15 protein-coding genes are annotated in these 16,582 nt (G+C 71.9%); 10 read left to right on the forward strand and 5 right to left on the reverse strand.

The features are described from left to right. Positions 1 to 810: an Fpg/Nei family DNA glycosylase gene (locus ACWCPY_RS08750; RefSeq protein ID WP_451263622.1), complete on the reverse strand. Its 810-nt coding sequence runs from the start codon at positions 808 to 810 to the stop codon at positions 1 to 3. Positions 811 to 890: 80 nt separating this feature from the next. After that, positions 891 to 1,379, reverse strand: coding sequence for a ribose-5-phosphate isomerase (locus ACWCPY_RS08755; protein ID WP_072483643.1), 489 nt, complete (start codon positions 1,377 to 1,379; stop codon positions 891 to 893). Positions 1,380 to 1,662: 283 nt separating this feature from the next. Here ACWCPY_RS08755 and ACWCPY_RS08760 point away from each other — a divergent pair, with 283 nt between their 5' ends. Together ACWCPY_RS08760 and ACWCPY_RS08765 are read left to right on the forward strand one after the other, a co-directional pair. Beyond that, on the forward strand, positions 1,663 to 3,162 hold the full coding sequence (locus ACWCPY_RS08760; protein ID WP_451263623.1) for an amino acid permease: 1,500 nt from the start codon (positions 1,663 to 1,665) through the stop codon (positions 3,160 to 3,162). Between the two features lie 72 nt (positions 3,163 to 3,234). Then, a complete protein-coding gene (locus ACWCPY_RS08765; RefSeq protein ID WP_451263624.1) occupies positions 3,235 to 4,539 on the forward strand; it encodes an FAD-binding oxidoreductase in 1,305 nt (434 codons plus the stop codon). Here ACWCPY_RS08765 and ACWCPY_RS08770 read toward each other — a convergent pair. Then, entirely contained in the window at positions 4,520 to 5,116 is a 597-nt protein-coding gene (locus ACWCPY_RS08770) for a biotin transporter BioY (protein ID WP_362445302.1), read from the reverse strand. The two genes, ACWCPY_RS08765 and ACWCPY_RS08770, sit on opposite strands and share 20 nt — an antisense overlap. A 455-nt stretch (positions 5,117 to 5,571) precedes the next feature. Here ACWCPY_RS08770 and ACWCPY_RS08775 point away from each other — a divergent pair, with 455 nt between their 5' ends. Then, positions 5,572 to 6,990 (forward strand): amino acid permease, encoded by a 1,419-nt coding sequence (locus ACWCPY_RS08775; RefSeq protein WP_451263625.1) that lies wholly within the window; start codon positions 5,572 to 5,574, stop codon positions 6,988 to 6,990. Here the strand turns inward: ACWCPY_RS08775 and ACWCPY_RS08780 are convergent. Further along, on the reverse strand, positions 6,980 to 7,612 hold the full coding sequence (locus tag ACWCPY_RS08780; RefSeq protein ID WP_451263627.1) for a histidine phosphatase family protein: 633 nt from the start codon (positions 7,610 to 7,612) through the stop codon (positions 6,980 to 6,982). The genes ACWCPY_RS08775 and ACWCPY_RS08780 overlap by 11 nt on opposite strands. 35 nt (positions 7,613 to 7,647) lie before the next feature. Beyond that, positions 7,648 to 9,075: an FGGY-family carbohydrate kinase gene (locus ACWCPY_RS08785; RefSeq protein ID WP_451263628.1), complete on the reverse strand. Its 1,428-nt coding sequence runs from the start codon at positions 9,073 to 9,075 to the stop codon at positions 7,648 to 7,650. Between the two features lie 156 nt (positions 9,076 to 9,231). On the opposite strand from ACWCPY_RS08785, the gene ACWCPY_RS08790 reads away from it, so the two are divergent. From ACWCPY_RS08790 to ACWCPY_RS08820, 7 genes are read left to right on the forward strand one after another with little or no spacing between them, the layout of a single operon-like run. Continuing rightward, the gene (locus ACWCPY_RS08790) at positions 9,232 to 10,659 is read left to right on the forward strand and encodes an ABC transporter substrate-binding protein (protein ID WP_451263629.1); all 1,428 of its coding nucleotides are present in this window, start codon (positions 9,232 to 9,234) and stop codon (positions 10,657 to 10,659) included. Positions 10,660 to 10,662: 3 nt separating this feature from the next. Further along, a complete protein-coding gene (locus ACWCPY_RS08795; protein ID WP_451263630.1) occupies positions 10,663 to 11,637 on the forward strand; it encodes a carbohydrate ABC transporter permease in 975 nt (324 codons plus the stop codon). Beyond that, positions 11,634 to 12,464, forward strand: a complete 831-nt coding sequence (locus ACWCPY_RS08800; RefSeq protein ID WP_451263631.1) for a carbohydrate ABC transporter permease — start codon at positions 11,634 to 11,636, stop codon at positions 12,462 to 12,464. Before ACWCPY_RS08795 ends, ACWCPY_RS08800 begins: the two co-directional genes overlap by 4 nt. Then, positions 12,461 to 13,582, forward strand: a complete 1,122-nt coding sequence (locus tag ACWCPY_RS08805) for an ABC transporter ATP-binding protein (protein WP_451263632.1) — start codon at positions 12,461 to 12,463, stop codon at positions 13,580 to 13,582. Before ACWCPY_RS08800 ends, ACWCPY_RS08805 begins: the two co-directional genes overlap by 4 nt. Beyond that, positions 13,579 to 14,397, forward strand: a complete 819-nt coding sequence (locus tag ACWCPY_RS08810) for a DeoR/GlpR family DNA-binding transcription regulator (RefSeq protein ID WP_451263633.1) — start codon at positions 13,579 to 13,581, stop codon at positions 14,395 to 14,397. Before ACWCPY_RS08805 ends, ACWCPY_RS08810 begins: the two co-directional genes overlap by 4 nt. A 36-nt stretch (positions 14,398 to 14,433) precedes the next feature. After that, positions 14,434 to 15,510 (forward strand): ABC transporter ATP-binding protein, encoded by a 1,077-nt coding sequence (locus tag ACWCPY_RS08815; protein WP_451263634.1) that lies wholly within the window; start codon positions 14,434 to 14,436, stop codon positions 15,508 to 15,510. Then, entirely contained in the window at positions 15,507 to 16,568 is a 1,062-nt protein-coding gene (locus ACWCPY_RS08820) for an NAD(P)-dependent oxidoreductase (RefSeq protein WP_451263635.1), read from the forward strand. The genes ACWCPY_RS08815 and ACWCPY_RS08820 overlap by 4 nt, the downstream gene beginning before the upstream one ends. The last annotated feature ends 14 nt before the right edge of the window (positions 16,569 to 16,582 follow it).

The raw sequence follows: 16,582 nt of genomic DNA on the forward strand, positions 1-16,582 counted from the left end.
CTAGGCCTTCTGGCACCCCGGGCACCAGAAGAGATTGCGGGCGGCGAGATCGGCGGTGCGGATCTCGCCGCCGCAGATGTGGCAGGCCTGACGGGCGCGGCGGTACACGTACACCTCGCCGCCGTGGTCGTCGACCCGCGGCGGGCGTCCCATCGCCTCCGGCAGGTGCTCGGGGCGGACCGTGTCGATCCGGTTGTTCCGCACGCCCTCGCGCATCAGCACCACCAGGTCCGCCCAGATCGTGTCCCACTGCGCGCGCGTGAGGTCCCTGCCGGTGCGGTACGGGTCGATCCCGTGCCGGAACAGCACCTCCGCGCGGTAGACGTTGCCGACCCCCGCGACGACCTTCTGGTCCATCAGCAGGGCCGCGACGGTGAGCCGGCTGCGCGAGATCCGCAGCCAGGCCCGCTCGCCGTCCTCGTCGCTCCGCAGCGGGTCCGGCCCGAGGCGGTCGTGTATCGCGCGCTTCTCCGGGCCGGTGATCAGGGCGCAGGCCGTCGGGCCGCGCAGATCCGCGTGGTGCTCCTCGTTCAGCAGACGCAGCCGGACCGTGTCGGTGGGCGGCGGGGCCGGGACCGTACCGAAGCCGAGCTTGCCGAACAGGCCCAGGTGGATGTGGACCCAGCCGGCGCCCTCGAAGCCGAGGAAGAGGTGCTTGCCGTGGGCGTCGACCCCGGTGAGGGGCCTGCCGTCGAGCAGTGCGGCGCCTTCGGAGAACCTGCCCTGCGGGCTGCTCACCCGCACCGGCCGCCCGGCGAACCTGTCCCGGTGGTCCGCCGCGAGGCGGTGGATGGTGTGGCCCTCGGGCACGGTGGCGGCTCTCCTCGGTGGGCCTGGGGGACGGACATGGCTGTGCCGCCGGGGGCACCGGCGGCACAGGTGGAGACCGGTCAGCCCTGCTGCGGGTGGTGGGCCGGGATCGGGGGGAGCTCGCCGGTCGTCTCGTACGCCGTCAGCATCTCGATGCGGCGGGTGTGACGCTCCTCGTTGGAGTACGGGGTGGCGAGGAAGATCTCGACGAACTTGGTGGACTCCTCCACCGAGTGCATCCGGCCGCCGATGGCGACCACGTTGGCGTTGTTGTGCTCGCGGCCCAGCGCGGCGGTCTGCTCGCTCCAGGCCAGTGCGGCGCGGACGCCCTTGACCTTGTTGGCGGCGATCTGCTCGCCGTTGCCGGAGCCGCCGATCACGATGCCGAGGCTGTCCGGGTCCGCGGCCGTCCGCTCGGCGGCACGCAGGCAGAACGGCGGGTAGTCGTCCTGGGCGTCGTAGATGTGGGGGCCGCAGTCGACAGCCTCGTGGCCCTGGGCCGTGAGCCATTCGACGAGGTGGTTCTTGAGTTCATAGCCGGCATGGTCCGAGCCGAGGTACACGCGCATGTTCCGAGTGTGGCACGTGCGACGCGGGGTAGCCGCCATCGGGGTCGGGGTCTTCCGTGCGGATCGGGCCGGTGCACGCGGCGGACCTCGGGTGATCGCGATGCGCGGGCCCGGTGTGAGCCAGGCCACCCGGGCAGACGTCCGGGCAACGATTCGGTCAACGATTCGGAGGAAGGGGTTCCGCTTTTCCGGTTCGCCGGGCTTCAATGCATCACTCGCTGCCGCACCCCACTGCGGCGGCCGGACACGCAGCGCGTGATCCGAGAACGTAAGGATTCGATCCATGACGTCGCAGACGACTACGGCAGGGCCGGGCCACCAGCCCCGCAGGCCGGACCGGTCGAACGGGCCGGACACCCCGGACACCCCCCACTCCCCGGACTCCCCGGGCTCCCCGGGCGGACTCCAGGCGGGACTCAAGAACCGCCATCTCTCGATGATCGCCATCGGAGGGGTGATCGGCGCGGGCCTCTTCGTGGGCTCCGGCGCCGGCATCGCCGCCGCGGGACCGGCCATCCTGCTGTCGTACGCCCTGGTCGGCCTGATGGTCGTCTTCGTGATGCGGATGCTCGGCGAGATGGCCGCGGCCCGCCCCAGCTCGGGCTCCTTCTCCGCCTACGCCGACCAGGCGCTGGGCCGCTGGGCCGGTTTCTCGATCGGCTGGCTGTACTGGTTCTTCTGGGTCGTGGTGCTCGCCGTCGAGGCCACGGCGGGTGCCAAGATCCTGGAGGGCTGGGTGCCGGGCGTCCCGCAGTGGGCGTGGGCGCTGATCGTGATGGTGGTGCTGACCGCGACGAACCTGGTCTCGGTCGGGTCGTACGGCGAGTTCGAGTTCTGGTTCGCCGGGATCAAGGTCGTGGCGATCGGTGCCTTCGTGGTCGTCGGACTGCTCGCCGTCTTCGGGGTGCTGCCCGGCTCGGACAACCCCGGCGCGGGCCTGGCGCATCTCACCGACTCCGGCGGGTTCTTCCCCGAGGGGCCGGGCGCGATCCTCACCGGTGTGCTGATGGTCGTCTTCTCCTTCATGGGCAGTGAGATCGTCACCCTCGCCGCCGGTGAGTCCGAGAACCCGCAGCGCGCCGTCCAGAAGGCCACCAACAGCGTGATCTGGCGGATCGCCGTCTTCTACCTGGGCTCGATCTTCGTCGTGCTCACCCTGCTGCCGTGGAACGACGCCTCGATCGTGAAGGAGGGCAGCTATGTCGCCGCCCTCAACTCCATCGGCATCCCGCACGCCGGACAGGTCATGAACGTCATCGTCCTGACCGCCGTGCTGTCGTGCCTGAACTCCGGCCTCTACACCGCCTCGCGGATGGCCTTCTCGCTCGGCGGCCGCGGGGACGCGCCGAAGGCCTTCGCCCGGACGAACAAGCGGGGTGTGCCGCAGGCCGCCATCCTGTCCTCGGTGGTCTTCGGCTTCGTCGCCGTGTTCTTCAACTACCAGTGGCCCGACACCGTCTTCCAGTTCCTGCTGAACTCCTCCGGTGCGGTCGCCCTGTTCGTCTGGCTGGTCATCTGCTTCACCCAGCTGCGGATGCGCGGCATGATCCTGCGCGAGTCGCCGGAGAAGCTGGTCGTACGGATGTGGCTCTTCCCGTATCTGACCTGGGCGACCATCGCGATGATCTCGTTCGTCCTGGTCTACATGCTGACCGACGACGGCGGACGCGAGCAGGTGCTGCTCTCGCTGCTCGTCGCGGCGCTGGTGGTGGCGATCTCCCTGGTCCGCGAGGCCAGGAACCGCAAGAACCGCACGGCCGTGGAAACGCCTGCCAATACCTGACGGCCGTTGTCAGGTTTACCGGAAAGGCTCTCCCCCGCAACGCCACCGAGCGAGCGATCGGAGAGCCTTTCCATGACCACCGCCCCCGCCGGCTTCCAGACCGGTTTCGCCGTCCGGCCCGACCTCGTCGTCGAGGCGGCCCACGCCGAGGACGTACGCGCCGCCGTGGCCGGCGCCGCCGCGCGCGGGCTCCCGGTCCGCGTCCACGCCACCGGCCACGGGCTGCCCGGGGCCGTCGAGGGCGGGGTCCTGATCAGCACCCGCCGGATGGACTCCGTCGCGATCGACCCGGTCCGCCGCACCGCGCGGATCGGCGCGGGCGTCACCTGGGGGCAGGTGATCGAGGCCGCCGCACCGCACGGGCTCGCCCCGCTGAACGGATCGTCCCCGTCGGTCGGCGCGGTCTCCTACACCCTCGGAGGCGGGCTGGGGGTGCTGGCCAGGGAGTTCGGCTACGCGGCCGACCATGTGCACGCGCTCGACGTGGTGACGGCCGACGGTGTGCTGCGCCGGGTCTCCCCGGACAGCGAGCCCGAGCTCTTCTGGGCGCTGCGCGGCGGCGGCCACCGGCTCGGCGTGGTGACCGCCATGGAGATCGGCCTGGTCCGGGCCGGGCGGCTGTACGGCGGTTCGGTCGCCTTCGACGGGGAGGCGGCCGGGACGGGCGCCGCCGAGGTGGCCGGCCGCTATCTGGAGTGGGCCGGGGCCCTGCCCGACACGCTGACGTCCTCGCTGGCGGCGCTCCGGTACCCCGACCTGCCGCAGCTGCCGGAGGCGCTGCGGGGGCGGTACGTGGTCTCGGTGCGGGTCGCGTACACCGGCGGTGCGGCCGAGGGCGAGCGGCTGGTCGCGCCGCTGCGGGCGATCGGGCCCGCGCTCGCGGATTCGCTGCGGGAGATGCCGTACACCGACAGCCACACCATTCACAGCGACCCGCCGTTCCCACACGCCTACTACGGCGACAGCGTGGTGCTGGGCGCACTGGACGGGAGCAGTGCCGGGCGGGTACTGGAGCTGGCCGGGCCGAAGGCCCCGATGATGACCGTGGTCCAGATCAACCACCTGGGCGGCGCGCTCGCCGCGCGGCCCGCCGTCGACAACGCGGTGCCCTACCGCGAGGCCGGTTTCCTGGTGCGGCTGCTCTCGCCGCTCGACGGTACGGACGTGGCGTCGGTACGGGCCCTGTACGCGGAGGTGGCCGAGGTGCTCGCCCCGGCCGCCCTGGGGCGCTCGCTGAACTTCTCCTTCGGCGGCGGGGACCGGACCGAGGGCTTCCACGACGCGCGGACACGACAGAGGCTCGCCGGTCTGGTGTCGCGTCACGACCCGGCGAGCCTCTTCGGGGGGAGTTACGGCATCAGCCCCGGCGGCCGATGAGCTTCCAGGCCGCGGGCAGCGCGCCCATGGCCAGCGCCGCCTTCAGCGCGTCGCCGAGCAGGAACGGCACCAGGCCGGCCGCGATCGCGGCGCTCGCCGACATGCCGGTGGCCAGCGCCAGGTACGGGACGCCGACGGCGTAGATGATCGCGGAGCCCAGCACCATCGTGCCCGCGGTGCGCAGCACGGAGCGGTCGCCGCCGCGGCGGGCGAGGCCGCCGACCACGGCGGCGGCGAGCAGCATGCCGAGGACGTAGCCGAACGAGGGGAAGCCCATTCCGGAGGTGCCCTCGGAGAACCACGGCATGCCCGCCATGCCCACCAGCGCGTACACCGCGAGGGAGAGGAAGCCGCGGCGGGCGCCGAGCGCGGTGCCGACGAGGAGCGCGGCGAAGGTCTGGCCGGTGACCGGGACCGGGGAGCCGGGGACCGGCACGGCGATCTGGGCGGCGATGCCGGTGAGCGCGGCGCCGCCCAGGACCAGGGCCGTATCGACGGCGTAACGGTTCCTGGCGGCGGGCAGCAGGTCGGCGAGGACCGCTCCGGTGCGGGCAGGGGCGGCGGCAGCAGTGCTCATCGGGACTCCGCGGGGTGAGGGCAGGTGGGGGACAGACTGAGCCCGACGTTAGCCCACGTGTTAACGCCCGATCACCATCAGTGGCCCACAAAGCGACGCCCGAGGCCTTGGTGGGGTTCACACAAAGGGCCGTACACAATCACGCAGCGGCGTGATGCTCGTCACTGAGGTGGGGGCGGAGCCGCTCGGATCCGGCGAGGAGCGGCCGGCGGGAGGGACTGTAGGGTCCCGCCAATTCCACGCCGATTCCACACCGGCTCCGGCTCGGAGCGGCCGGCGGTCGGGCAGGGCGGCGGGCCGTCCCCGGACGCGGCGGCCGTACCCCCGTGTCCGGGTGTGCACCTTGTGTGAGCATCGTGCCCGTATGGCGGACACCGGTTCCCCGACGGCGGTGCGCGTGCCCAGACTGTCCGCGCACCTCCCCCCACGTCTCACCTACCGAACAGAGCTTGTCCATGTCTCGGAATTCCGTGTCTCCCCCCACCGGATCCCCGGCCGCCGTCTCCGATGCCGGGGCCGACTCGGCTCTCACCCACGGGCTCAAGCAGCGCCATCTGTCGATGATCGCCCTCGGCGGTGTCATCGGCGCCGGGCTCTTCGTCGGCTCGGGCGCGGGCATCGCCGCGGCGGGCCCGTCGATCATCGTCGCGTACGCCGTCTCCGGGCTGCTGGTCATGCTCGTGATGCGCATGCTCGGCGAGATGTCGGCCGCGAACCCGGCCTCCGGTTCCTTCTCCGTGCACGCGGAGCGGGCGATCGGGCCCTGGGCGGGGTTCACCGCGGGCTGGGCCTTCTGGGTGCTGCTCTGTGTCGCCGTCGGCCTGGAGGGCATCGGCGCCGCGAAGATCGTCACCGGCTGGCTGCCCGGTACCCCGGAGTGGGCCTGGGTCGCGCTGTTCATGGTGGTCTTCCTGGGCAGCAACCTGGCCTCGGTGACGAAGTTCGGCGAGTTCGAGTTCTGGTTCGCCACCCTCAAGGTCGTGGCGATCACGCTCTTCCTGGTGCTCGGCGTACTGGCGATCCTGGGCGTGCTGCCCGGCACGGACGCCCCCGGCACCACCAACCTCAGCGGTGAGGGCGGCTTCATGCCGAACGGCACCGAGGGCCTGGTGATCGGGCTGCTCGCCTCCGTCTTCGCGTACGGCGGTCTGGAGACCGTCACCATCGCCGCGGCCGAGTCCGAGAACCCGGTCCAGGGTGTCGCCAAGGCCGTGCGGACGGCGATGTGGCGGATCGCGCTCTTCTACGTCGGCTCGATGGCGGTCGTCGTCACGCTGGTCCCGTGGAACGACCCGAAGGTCGTGGCGGTCGGCCCGTTCTACGCGGCCCTGGACCACCTCGGGATCGGCGGCGCGGCCGAGATCATGAACGTGGTCATCCTGGTCGCCCTGCTCTCCGCGATGAACGCCAACATCTACGGCGCCTCGCGCATGGCCTGCTCGCTGGTCGCCCGCGGCCAGGGCCCGAAGCGGCTCGGCCGGATCTCCTCGGGAGTCCCGCGCACCGCGGTCCTGGTCTCGTCCGTCTTCGGCTTCCTGTGCGTGCTGCTCAGCTACTGGCGTCCGGACGACGTGTTCCCGTGGCTGCTCAACATGATCGGCGCGGTGATCCTGGTCGTCTGGATCTTCATCGCCGTCTCCCAGCTGATCCTGCGCGTCCGGCTGGAGCGCGACGCCCCGGAGCTGCTCGTCGTACGGATGTGGTTCTTCCCCGTCCTGCCGGTGCTGGCGCTCCTGGCGATGGCCGGCATCTTCTTCCTGATGCTGCGCCAGCCGGACACCCGTGACCAACTGCTGGCGACCGGTGTCCTGACCCTGGTGCTCGGCGCCATCGGTCTCGTACGGCAGCGGCGGGCGGCGGCCGTCAAGGGCTGACGCCCGGTACGCAGGGCACGTTGAGGGAGAGCAGCGCGCCGCCCTGCTCCCCGATCCGCACCTCGCTCACCGCCGTGTTCCGCAGCTGCGGGAAGACCCGGCGGTAGGAGCCCAGCGGGATCGACAGCAGTTCGCACAGCACCAGCCGCAGCAGGGTGTTGTGCGCGACGACGAGCACCCGCTGCCCCGGGTGCCCGCGCGCGATCCGCCGCAGCGCCGCCGTCCCCCGGGCCGCCGCGGTCCGGGGGTCCTCGGCACCGGGAAAGGGGTGGGCCACCGGGTCGGCGCGGTACTCCCGGGCCCGCTCCGGCTGCTCGGCCGCGAACTCCGCCAGGGTGCGCCCCTCCACCTCGCCGAAGTCGCATTCGCGCAGCTCGTGTTCGCGCCGGGGGGTGATGCCCAGCGCCTCGCACGCGGGGCGCGCGGTCTCGATCGCGCGGCCGACCGTGGAGGTCCAGATCGCGTCGACCTCGCTCCGGGCCGCCCACTCGCCCAGCTGCCGGGCCTGGCGGCGGCCCTCGTCGGTGAGGGCGATGTCGCTGACCCCGGCGTAGCGGTTCTCCGCGTGCCAGACGGTCTGACCGTGGCGGGCGAGGAGCAGGGTGGCCGGGCTCCCGGTCATGGCTTCTCCGTTCGGGTTCGGGTGGTCGCGCAGGGTCACGGCCGCTGCGCCCGGGTGCGGGCGTGGGCGGCGACCGGGCCGGGGAGCCAGCCGCGTCGCTCCAGTTCGTCCACCAGCGTGAGGTAGGGCTCGGTGTACCACGCCGTGCGCACCGGGTGCGGGCGCAGCACGTGCCGCAGCCGCACCATCCGGCCCGCGGCCCCTTGCAGGGTCTGGGCCTCCCCCGCCCCGTACGCGGCCAGGACGGCCATGCCGAGGGCCGGCTCGCTGTACTGCGGGATGTACACGGGCCGGCCCAGGATGTCGGCGCGCAGCCGGCTCCAGTAGCCGCTGCGGGCCGCGCCGCCGGTGAAGGTGAGCCGGTCGTACTGCTGGGCGCCGAGCAGGTCGAGGTAGTCGAGGCAGAGCCGTTCGACCAGGCCCACCCCGGTCAGCAGGGCCAGCCAGTGCTCGGCGTCGGAGGCGGGCTCGCCGAGCAGGAAGCCGGTGGCCTCCGGCGCCACGAAGGGGAACCGCTCCCCCGTCGCCACCAGCGGATACGCCACCACCCGCGCCGGTTCGCGGTCGCGGGCCAGCGCGTCCATGCGGGCCGGGTCCACGGCCGGGAAGGCGGCGGTCAGCACCCCGCCGCCGACCCCGGAGGCCCCGCCCGGCAGCCAGCTCCCGTCCGGCGCCCGGTGGTTGTAGACGACCCCGGCCGGGTCCTCGACCGGGGACGAGGTGACCCCCTTGAGGACCAGCGTCGTGCCGAGCACCGAATTCCAGGAGCCGACGGTGAGCGAACCGGAGGCGAGCTGCGCCGCGCACCCGTCCGTCATCCCCGCCACGAGGGCGGTGCCCGCCGGAATCCCGGTCTCCTCGGCCGCCGCCCGCCCCACCTCGCCGATCCGCGTCCCCGGCCGCACCACGTCCGGAAACAGCCCGTCGGGCAGGCCCAGCTTCCCGAACCTCCGCCGCGGCCAGTCGTCCCGCTCCAGGTCGTAGCCGGTCTTCAGGGCATGGCTGGAATCGGTGGGCAGCGGCTTCCCGGCGAGCCGCGCCAGGACCAGATCGGCCTGGTGCATCACCCGTACGGCCCCGTCCGCCCCTGCCCCGTACTCCCGCAGCAGCCACATCGCCTTGGGCAGGGCCCAGCTCGGCGGGGCCCCCGCCCTGGCCGCCTCCGCGACGGCCCGCCCGTCGTCGTACATCACCCCCGGGGTCAGCGGCCGGCCCTCCCGGTCGCCGAGCAGCACGGTGCCGGAGGTGGCGCAGACGGCGAGGGCGCGCGGGGCGGGGCAGTCGTGCAGCGCCTGCCGGCTGGCCGCGCACAGGGCCGTCCACCAGTCGAGGGGCCGCTGCTCGTGCCGTACGCCGTCACGTCTGCCCGTGAGCGGTGCCGAGCCGCTGCCGAGGATCTCACCGCGGTCTCCTGCCACCACCGCCCGGACGCTCTGCGTGCCGAGATCGATGCCCATCCACATATCGGTCCCCTCTGTGAACTTCTCACTCTGCACCGAGAATTTCCGTTGCGCGAGGGATTGACGGCCAACTTCGGTTGTTCCAAGCTCTGTTAACCAGTCGATTCAACGTGTGAACGGGCCCCCCACCCATCTCCGGCCGGACCGTGGAGGTCACGGATGGACATGCACGCCCACGACCGGCGGCGGTTCCTCGCCATCGGCGCGGCCACGGCCGCGTCCGCCACCCCGCTGCTCGCCGCCTGCGGCGCGGGCTTCGGCGGCGACAAGGCGAGGAACGACGGCTCCGCGGCCGACGACGTCACCGGCCCCTTCGACTGGAAGCGGGCCAAGGGCAGAACGGTCAGGGCGCTGCTGAACAAGCACCCGTACACCGACGCGCTGATCGCCGATCTGAAGGCGTTCACCGAGAAGACCGGGATCAGGGTCGAGTACGACGTCTTCCCCGAGGACAACTACTTCGACAAGCTCACCGTCGACCTCTCCAGCGGACGCGCCTCCTACGACGTGTTCATGCTCGGCGCGTACATGGTGTGGCAGTACGGACCGCCGGGCTGGCTGGAGGACCTCGGCCCGTGGATGCGCAATTCCTCGGCCACCGGGGCCGAATGGGACCAGGAGGACTTCTTCCCCAATCTCCTCTCGGCCGACCAGTGGTCGCTGGAGGCGGGCGCGCCGCTCGGGCGGGGCGGGCAGTACGCGCTGCCGTGGGGCTGGGAGACCAATGTCGTCGCGTACAACACCGAGGTGTTCAGGAAGCTCGGTCTGAAGCCCGCCGAGACCTTCGACGAGCTGCGCGAGGTCGCCGGGGCGATCACCCGCCGGGCGCCGGGGGCGGGCTTCGACGGGATGTACGGGGTCGCGGTGCGCGGCTCGCGCAGCTGGGCGACGATCCACCCCGGCTTCATGACGATGTACGCCCGCAACGGCCTGAAGGACTTCACCGTCGAGGGCGGGAAGGTGAAGCCCGCGATGAACTCCCCGGAGGCGATCGCGTTCACCCGGGACTGGGCGGAGATGGTCAGGAAGGGCGGGCCGCCGTCCTGGACCTCGTACACCTGGTACCAGTGCTCCAGCGACCTCGGGGCGAAGAAGGCGGGGATGCTCTTCGACGCGGACACCGCCGCCTACTTCCAGGCGGTGAAGGGGGCCTCCCCCGCCTCCGGGAAGATCGCCTTCCATCCCGGGCCGAAGGGCCCCGGCGGCTCGCTCGCCACCAATATGTGGATCTGGTCGCTCGGCATGAACGCCAGGAGCCGCGAGAAGTCCGCCGCCTGGCTGTTCCTCCAGTGGGCGACCGGCAAGGAGCACCTGCGCAAGGGCGCGATCGAGCACAACCACATCGACCCGGTACGCAAGTCGGTCGGCCAGGACGCCGCGTACAAGGACAAGATGCGGGCCGTCCCGGGGTTCATCGAGACCTTCGAGACGGTCGTCGACCGGACGCGGATCCAGTTCACCCCGCAGGAACAGTTCTTCGACGCGACGACCTCCTGGGCCGCCGCGCTCCAGGAGATCTACGGCGGGAAGAACGCCTCCTCGGTGCTGAACGGCCTGGCCGGCGATCTGGCGTCGAAGGTCGGCTGACCGGTGCCGGGACGCACGGCCTCCGCTCCGACGGCCGGTCACGGGGCGGCCGCCGGAACGGAGGGGACCGGGGAGCGGGTGGTACGGGCGGTGCCGGCGTGGCGCCGCGCGCTGCGGCCGTATCTGCTGATCGTGCCCGCGCTGCTGCTGACGGGCGGCATCCTCTACCCGTTCGGCCTGGGCCTCTACTACACGGTGTTCGACTTCGCGGCGAGCAAACCGCAGCCCGACCTGGTGGGCATCGAGAACTACCGGCGGATCCTCACCCAGCCCGCGTTCTGGGACTCGGCGCGGGTGACGGTGGCGTACGCGGTCGGCGCGGCGGCGGCCGAGACGGTGCTCGGGGTGGCCGTGGCGCTGCTGCTGCACCGGTCGAGCCGGGTCGGGCGGGTGCTGGAGAAGATCCTGATCCTGCCGCTGATGATCGCGCCGGTGATCGCCGCGATCATGTGGAAGCTGATGCTCCAGCCCTCGGTCGGGGTCATCAACCATCTCCTGGAGCCGTTCGGCCTCGGCGGTGTGCAGTGGACGGACACGCCGGCGGGCGCGCTGCTCTCGTCGATCGCGGTGGACGTGTGGGTCTACACCCCGTTCGTCGCGATCCTCGCGCTGGCCGGTCTGCGCTCGCTGCCCGCCTCGCCGTTCGAGGCGGCGGCGGTCGACGGGGCGGGCTGGTGGTTCACCTTCCGGCGGCTGACCCTGCCGATGCTCTGGCCGTACGTCCTGGTCGCCGTGATCTTCCGGTTCATGGACTCGCTGAAGGTGTTCGACATCATCTACGCGCTGACCGAGGGCGGCCCCGGCGACTCGACGATGGTGCTCCAGATCCGGGCCTATCTGGAGGCGATCCGCTTCCAGCGCTACTCGTTCGGGATCAGCTACATGATCGTGCTGTGGGCCGTGGTCTACCTGGTCACGATGGTGCTGGTGCGCTATCTGGGCCGGATCCAGAACCGGGCGGCGGAGGTGCCACGATGAGGCGCGGACTGCTCGCCGTCGCCGCCGACCTGGCGCTGATCGCCTACTTCGTCTTCGCACTGTTCCCGGTCGCCTGGATGGTGATCCTGTCGCTGAAGCCGACGAACGAGCTGTTCAGCACGTACTTCTCGTTCACCCCGACCCTCGACTCGTACCGCACGGTGCTGGGCGCCGGGGACGACCAGGGCGTGCCGTTCCTCCGGTTCTTCGTGAACAGCCTCGTCGTGTCGCTGGGCGCCGTGGCACTGTCGCTGGTGATCGGGCTGCCCGCCGCGTACGCCGCCGCGCGCTGGCGGTTCCGCGGCTCGGAGAACCTGATGTTCACCCTGCTCTCGTTCCGCTTCGCGCCCGAACTCACCGTGATCATCCCGCTGTTCGTGCTCTACCAGCAGCTCGGGCTCTTCGACACCTACGTCGGCATGGTGTGGGTGCTGCAACTGGTGACGCTCCCGCTGATCGTCTGGATCATGCGGTCGTACTTCTCCGATCTCTCCCCCGAGCTGGAGCAGGCGGCGCTGCTGGACGGCTACACCCGCAAGCAGGCGTTCTTCAGGGTGGCGCTGCCGCTGGTGAAGCCGGGGATCGCGGCCGTCTCGCTGCTGGCGTTCATCTTCGCGTGGAACAACTTCGTCTTCCCGCTGATCCTCACCTCGTCGAACGCGCAGACGGTGACGGTGGGCGCGCTGTCCTTCCTCGGCGGCGACCGGCCCAAGTACAACCTGACGGCCGCGGCGGCCCTGGTCTCGGTGGTCCCGCCGCTGCTGCTGGCGCTCACCATCCAGCGGTATCTGGTGCGCGGTCTGTCGTTCGGGGCGGTGAAGTCATGAGCGGCCCGGCGGCCCTCGCGCTGCGCGGGATCAGCAAGCGGTACGGGAGGACCATCGCGCTCGACGGCCTGGACCTGGAGGTGGCGGAGGGCGAGTTCTTCTGTCTGCTCGGCCCGTCCGGTGCCGGGAAGACGACCACGCTCAAGACGATCGCGGGCCTGGAGCAGCCGCAGGCCGGGACGGTCGAGCTGGGCGGGGCGGACATGGCGGGCGTGGAGCCCTACGACCGGGGCGTGGCCATGTGCTTCGAGTCGTACGCGCTCTACCCGCACCTCACCGCGTACGACAATCTCGCTTCCCCGCTCCGCTCGCCGCGCCACCGCCTCCCCGCGCACGCGGCACACGAGCGGATCGGGGAGATCGCCGAACTCCTGGGCATCGGGGCCCTGCTGGACCGCCAGGTGGGCCGGCTCTCCAACGGACAGCGGCAGCGGGTGGCGCTCGGCCGGGTGCTGGTGCGGCCGGCCAGGGCGTTCCTGCTGGACGAGCCGCTGTCGCACCTGGACGCCAAGCTGCGGCAGACGATGCGCGCGGAGCTGCGGGCGATCGGCGCGGTGCGGCGCACCACCACGCTGTACGTCACCCATGACTCGGTGGAGGCGCTGGCCCTCGGCGACCGGATCGGGGTGATCAGGGAGGGCCGCATGGTGCAGACCGGCACCCGCGAGGAGCTGTGGCACCGCCCGTACGACACCTTCGTCGCCCGGTCCTTCGGCCGGCCGATGATCAATCTGCTGCCCGGGACGGTGACGCGCGAGGGGCACTTCCGGTCGCCGGACGGGGCGTACGAGCTGCCGCTGGCGGTGCCCGCGCCGCCCGGGACCGCCGTCCAACTGGGCGTACGGCCGAGGGACATCGGGCTTCGCGGACCGGCGGGAACCGGTGGCGGGGGTCCGGTCCTGGAGCTGACCGGCGCGGTCCATGTCACCGAGCTGCTGGGCCGGGCCACCGAGGTCACCGTCCGGATCGGCGGGCAGCGGCTCTCCCTCGTCGTCCCGCGCGCCGAGGCGGCCGGGCTGGGCCCCGACCATCCGGTCCGGCTCTCCGTGGCGCCTGAGAGTCTGCTGCTGTTCGAGGCCGACCGGCCGGCACGTCCAGGACGAAGGATCAGCACGTGAGCAACGTTCCGCAGCGGGGTCCCGCCCCGCGTCAGGCATCCATAGCCGAGTACGTCCTCGCCCAGGGCGAGGTGAGCGCCGCCGAACTGGCGGAGCGTTTCGACGTCAGTCTGATGACCATCCACCGCGATCTGGACGAGCTGGAACGGCAGGGCATCGTCCGCAAGTTCCGCGGCGGCGTCACCGCCCAGCCGTCCGGCGTGTTCGAGTCGAACGTCTCCTACCGGCTGAAGACGATGCGGGCCGAGAAGGCCGCCGTCGCCGAACGGGCCCTGAAGCTCATAGAGCCGGGCATGGCGGTGATGCTCGACGACTCGACGTCCACGCTGGAGATAGCGCGCCGGCTGCGTGCCATCACCCCGCTGACCGTCGTCACCAACTTCCTGGAGGCGATCAATCTGCTGTCCCAGGAGCGCGGCATCCATCTGATGGGCCTGGGCGGGGACTTCGACCCGCTGCACTCCTCGTTCCTCGGCGTCTCGTGCGTGGAGGCGGTGCAGTCGCTCCAGGTCGACATCTGTTTCACCTCCACCTCCGCCGTGTCCGGGGGCTTCGCCTACCACCAGGAGCAGCACATCATCTCCGTGAAGCGGGCGATGCTCGACTCGGCGAGCCGCAATGTGCTGCTGCTCGACCACTCGAAGCTGGGCCGGGTCGCCCTGCACCGGCTCGCTCCGCTCTCCCGCTTCGATCTGCTGCTGGTCGACGACGGGGCGTCCCCGCAGGCGCTGCGCGAGCTGGACGAGCACAAGGTGCCCTACGAGGTCTGCTCCACCGGACGGGACTCCGGGGCGGAGGACCGCGATGACGGGTGAGCGCGATGACGGGTGAGCGCGAGGCGGCGGTGACGGATGACTGAACTGGCCCTGAGAGCCCTGCGCAAGACCTACACCGGGCGGGGCCGGGCCGCCGTCGAGGCCGTCCGGTCCCTCGATGTCGAGCTGCGCTCCGGCGAGCTGCTGGGGCTGCTCGGCCCGTCCGGTTGCGGAAAGTCCACGACCCTGCGGATGATCGCGGGCCTGGAGACGGTCACCGGCGGCGACATCCTCATCGGCGGTTCGTCGGTGGTCGGGCTCCCGGCCCGGCGGCGCAACATCGGGGTGGCGTTCGAGAACTACGCGCTCTACCCGCCGCTGACGGTCGCGGAGAACCTGGGGTTCGGGCTCGCCGCCCGGGGCGGTTGCGGGCGGGCCGGGATCCGCCGCCGGGTCGCCGACATGGCGGAACGCATCGGGATCACCGAGCTGCTGGACGCCCGCCCGGCCGGGCTCTCCAGCGGCCAGAAGCAGCGGGTCGCACTGGCCCGCGCGTTGATCCGGGTCCCCGACGTCCTCCTCCTGGACGAACCGCTCTCCCATCTCGATGCCGCCCAACGCGACACCACGCGGCGGGAGTTGAAACGCATCCAGCGCGACAGCGGCCACACCGCGATCCTGGTCACCCACGACCAGGAGGAGGCGCTGTCGCTCGCCGACCGGATCGCGGTGATGCGGGACGGCGAGATCCAGCAGCTCGGCACGCCCGAGGAGATCTACGACTGCCCGGCGAATCTGTTCGTCGCCGACTTCGTCGGGGAACCGGCCATCAATCTGCTGCCGGGCACGGCCGACGGCGCGGGCGGGGTGCGCCTCTCGGACTCCGTGCGCGTTCCCGTGCCGCACCGGATCGCGGCGGGACGCGCGGTGGTGCTCGGCATCCGCCCTGAGGACCTCCGCCTGGACGACACTGGTGCACGGGCCCGGGTCACCGCCCATGAACCCCTGCTGGAATCCGGCATCGCCACGCTGTCGCTCGACGGGGTGGCGGAGCCGCTGGTCGTCGTGACCGGTCCGGAGGTACGGCTCGACCGGGACGACACCGTACGTATCACCGCCGATCCACAGCACGTCCATGTCTTCGACGCCCAGACAGGAGACGCTCTGCGATGAACCGCCCCGATACGGTCCGCCCCGATTCGGTCCGCCCCGTGACGAGGATTCTGCTCGCCGGTGACCACTTCGTCCGCAACTCCCTGCTCGCCGATGCCCTGCACCGGGCGCTCGGCCCGCTCGGCACGGAGCCGCGGCTCGGCGAACTCACCCTGCCCTGGCCGCTGGAACCCTTCGGCAAGGTCGCCGAGGTCGACGAGGCGAGCGACGCCGAGGACGCGCTGATCGCCGCCCTGGACGGGGTGGAGGTGTGCGTGACCCAGATGGGTCCGTTCACCGAGCGGGTGCTGGCCGCCGCGCCCGATCTGCGGCTGGTCGTGGTCTGCCGGGGCGGTCCGGTCAATGTGAACGCGGCCGCGGCCAGGGCCCGGAACGTGCGGGTGTGCTTCGCGCCGGGCCGCAACGCGGCGGCGACCGCCGAGTTCACCGTCGGGCTGATCCTCTCCGCCCTGCGCCGCATCCCCGACGCGCACCGTTCCCTCTCCGCCGACGGCCGCTGGGACGCCTCCCACTACACGTACGAGAACTGCGGCCTGGAGCTGGAGGACACCCCGGTCGGGCTGATCGGCTACGGCGCGGTGGGCAGCCGGGTGGCGCGGGTGCTCTCCGCGTTCGGCGCCGAGGTCGAGGTGTACGACCCGTATGTGCGCGGCGACGTCCACGGCATGCGGGCCGGCTCGCTGGAGGCGCTGCTGTCCCGCTCGCGCGTCCTCACCCTGCACGCCCGGCTCACCCCGGAGTCCCGGCATCTCATCGGCGCCCGCGAGCTGGCGCTGCTGCCGCGCGGTGCGGTGCTGGTGAACGCGGCCCGGGGCGGGCTGCTGGACACCGACGCGCTGTGCGACGCGCTGGACTCGGGGCAGTTGCGGGCCGCGGCGCTCGACACGTACGAGCAGGAGCCGCCCCCGCCCGGCTCGCGGCTCTTCCGTACCCCGCATCTGCTGATGACCCCGCATGTGGCGGGGGCCAGCCGGGCCGTCGCGGAGAAGGCGGCCCGGATCGCGGCGGCCGAGGTGGCGCGCTACGTACGGGGCGAGCCGCTCGCCCACGCACTGTGAGGGGAGCCGTGACG

The sequence above is a fragment of the Streptomyces sp. NPDC002403 genome (assembly GCF_053593015.1).

Excerpts from the sequence above, each read along its gene's own strand:
- ACWCPY_RS08755 (WP_072483643.1), bottom strand. The coding sequence starts at position 1,379 with ATGCGCGTGTACCTCGGCTCGGACCATGCCGGCTATGAACTCAAGAAC.
- ACWCPY_RS08760 (WP_451263623.1), top strand. The coding sequence starts at position 1,663 with ATGACGTCGCAGACGACTACGGCAGGGCCGGGCCACCAGCCCCGCAGG.
- ACWCPY_RS08765 (WP_451263624.1), top strand. The coding sequence starts at position 3,235 with ATGACCACCGCCCCCGCCGGCTTCCAGACCGGTTTCGCCGTCCGGCCC.
- ACWCPY_RS08770 (WP_362445302.1), bottom strand. The coding sequence starts at position 5,116 with ATGAGCACTGCTGCCGCCGCCCCTGCCCGCACCGGAGCGGTCCTCGCC.
- ACWCPY_RS08775 (WP_451263625.1), top strand. The coding sequence starts at position 5,572 with ATGTCTCGGAATTCCGTGTCTCCCCCCACCGGATCCCCGGCCGCCGTC.
- ACWCPY_RS08780 (WP_451263627.1), bottom strand. The coding sequence starts at position 7,612 with ATGACCGGGAGCCCGGCCACCCTGCTCCTCGCCCGCCACGGTCAGACC.
- ACWCPY_RS08785 (WP_451263628.1), bottom strand. The coding sequence starts at position 9,075 with ATGTGGATGGGCATCGATCTCGGCACGCAGAGCGTCCGGGCGGTGGTG.
- ACWCPY_RS08790 (WP_451263629.1), top strand. The coding sequence starts at position 9,232 with ATGGACATGCACGCCCACGACCGGCGGCGGTTCCTCGCCATCGGCGCG.
- ACWCPY_RS08800 (WP_451263631.1), top strand. The coding sequence starts at position 11,634 with ATGAGGCGCGGACTGCTCGCCGTCGCCGCCGACCTGGCGCTGATCGCC.
- ACWCPY_RS08805 (WP_451263632.1), top strand. The coding sequence starts at position 12,461 with ATGAGCGGCCCGGCGGCCCTCGCGCTGCGCGGGATCAGCAAGCGGTAC.
- ACWCPY_RS08815 (WP_451263634.1), top strand. The coding sequence starts at position 14,434 with ATGACTGAACTGGCCCTGAGAGCCCTGCGCAAGACCTACACCGGGCGG.
- ACWCPY_RS08820 (WP_451263635.1), top strand. The coding sequence starts at position 15,507 with ATGAACCGCCCCGATACGGTCCGCCCCGATTCGGTCCGCCCCGTGACG.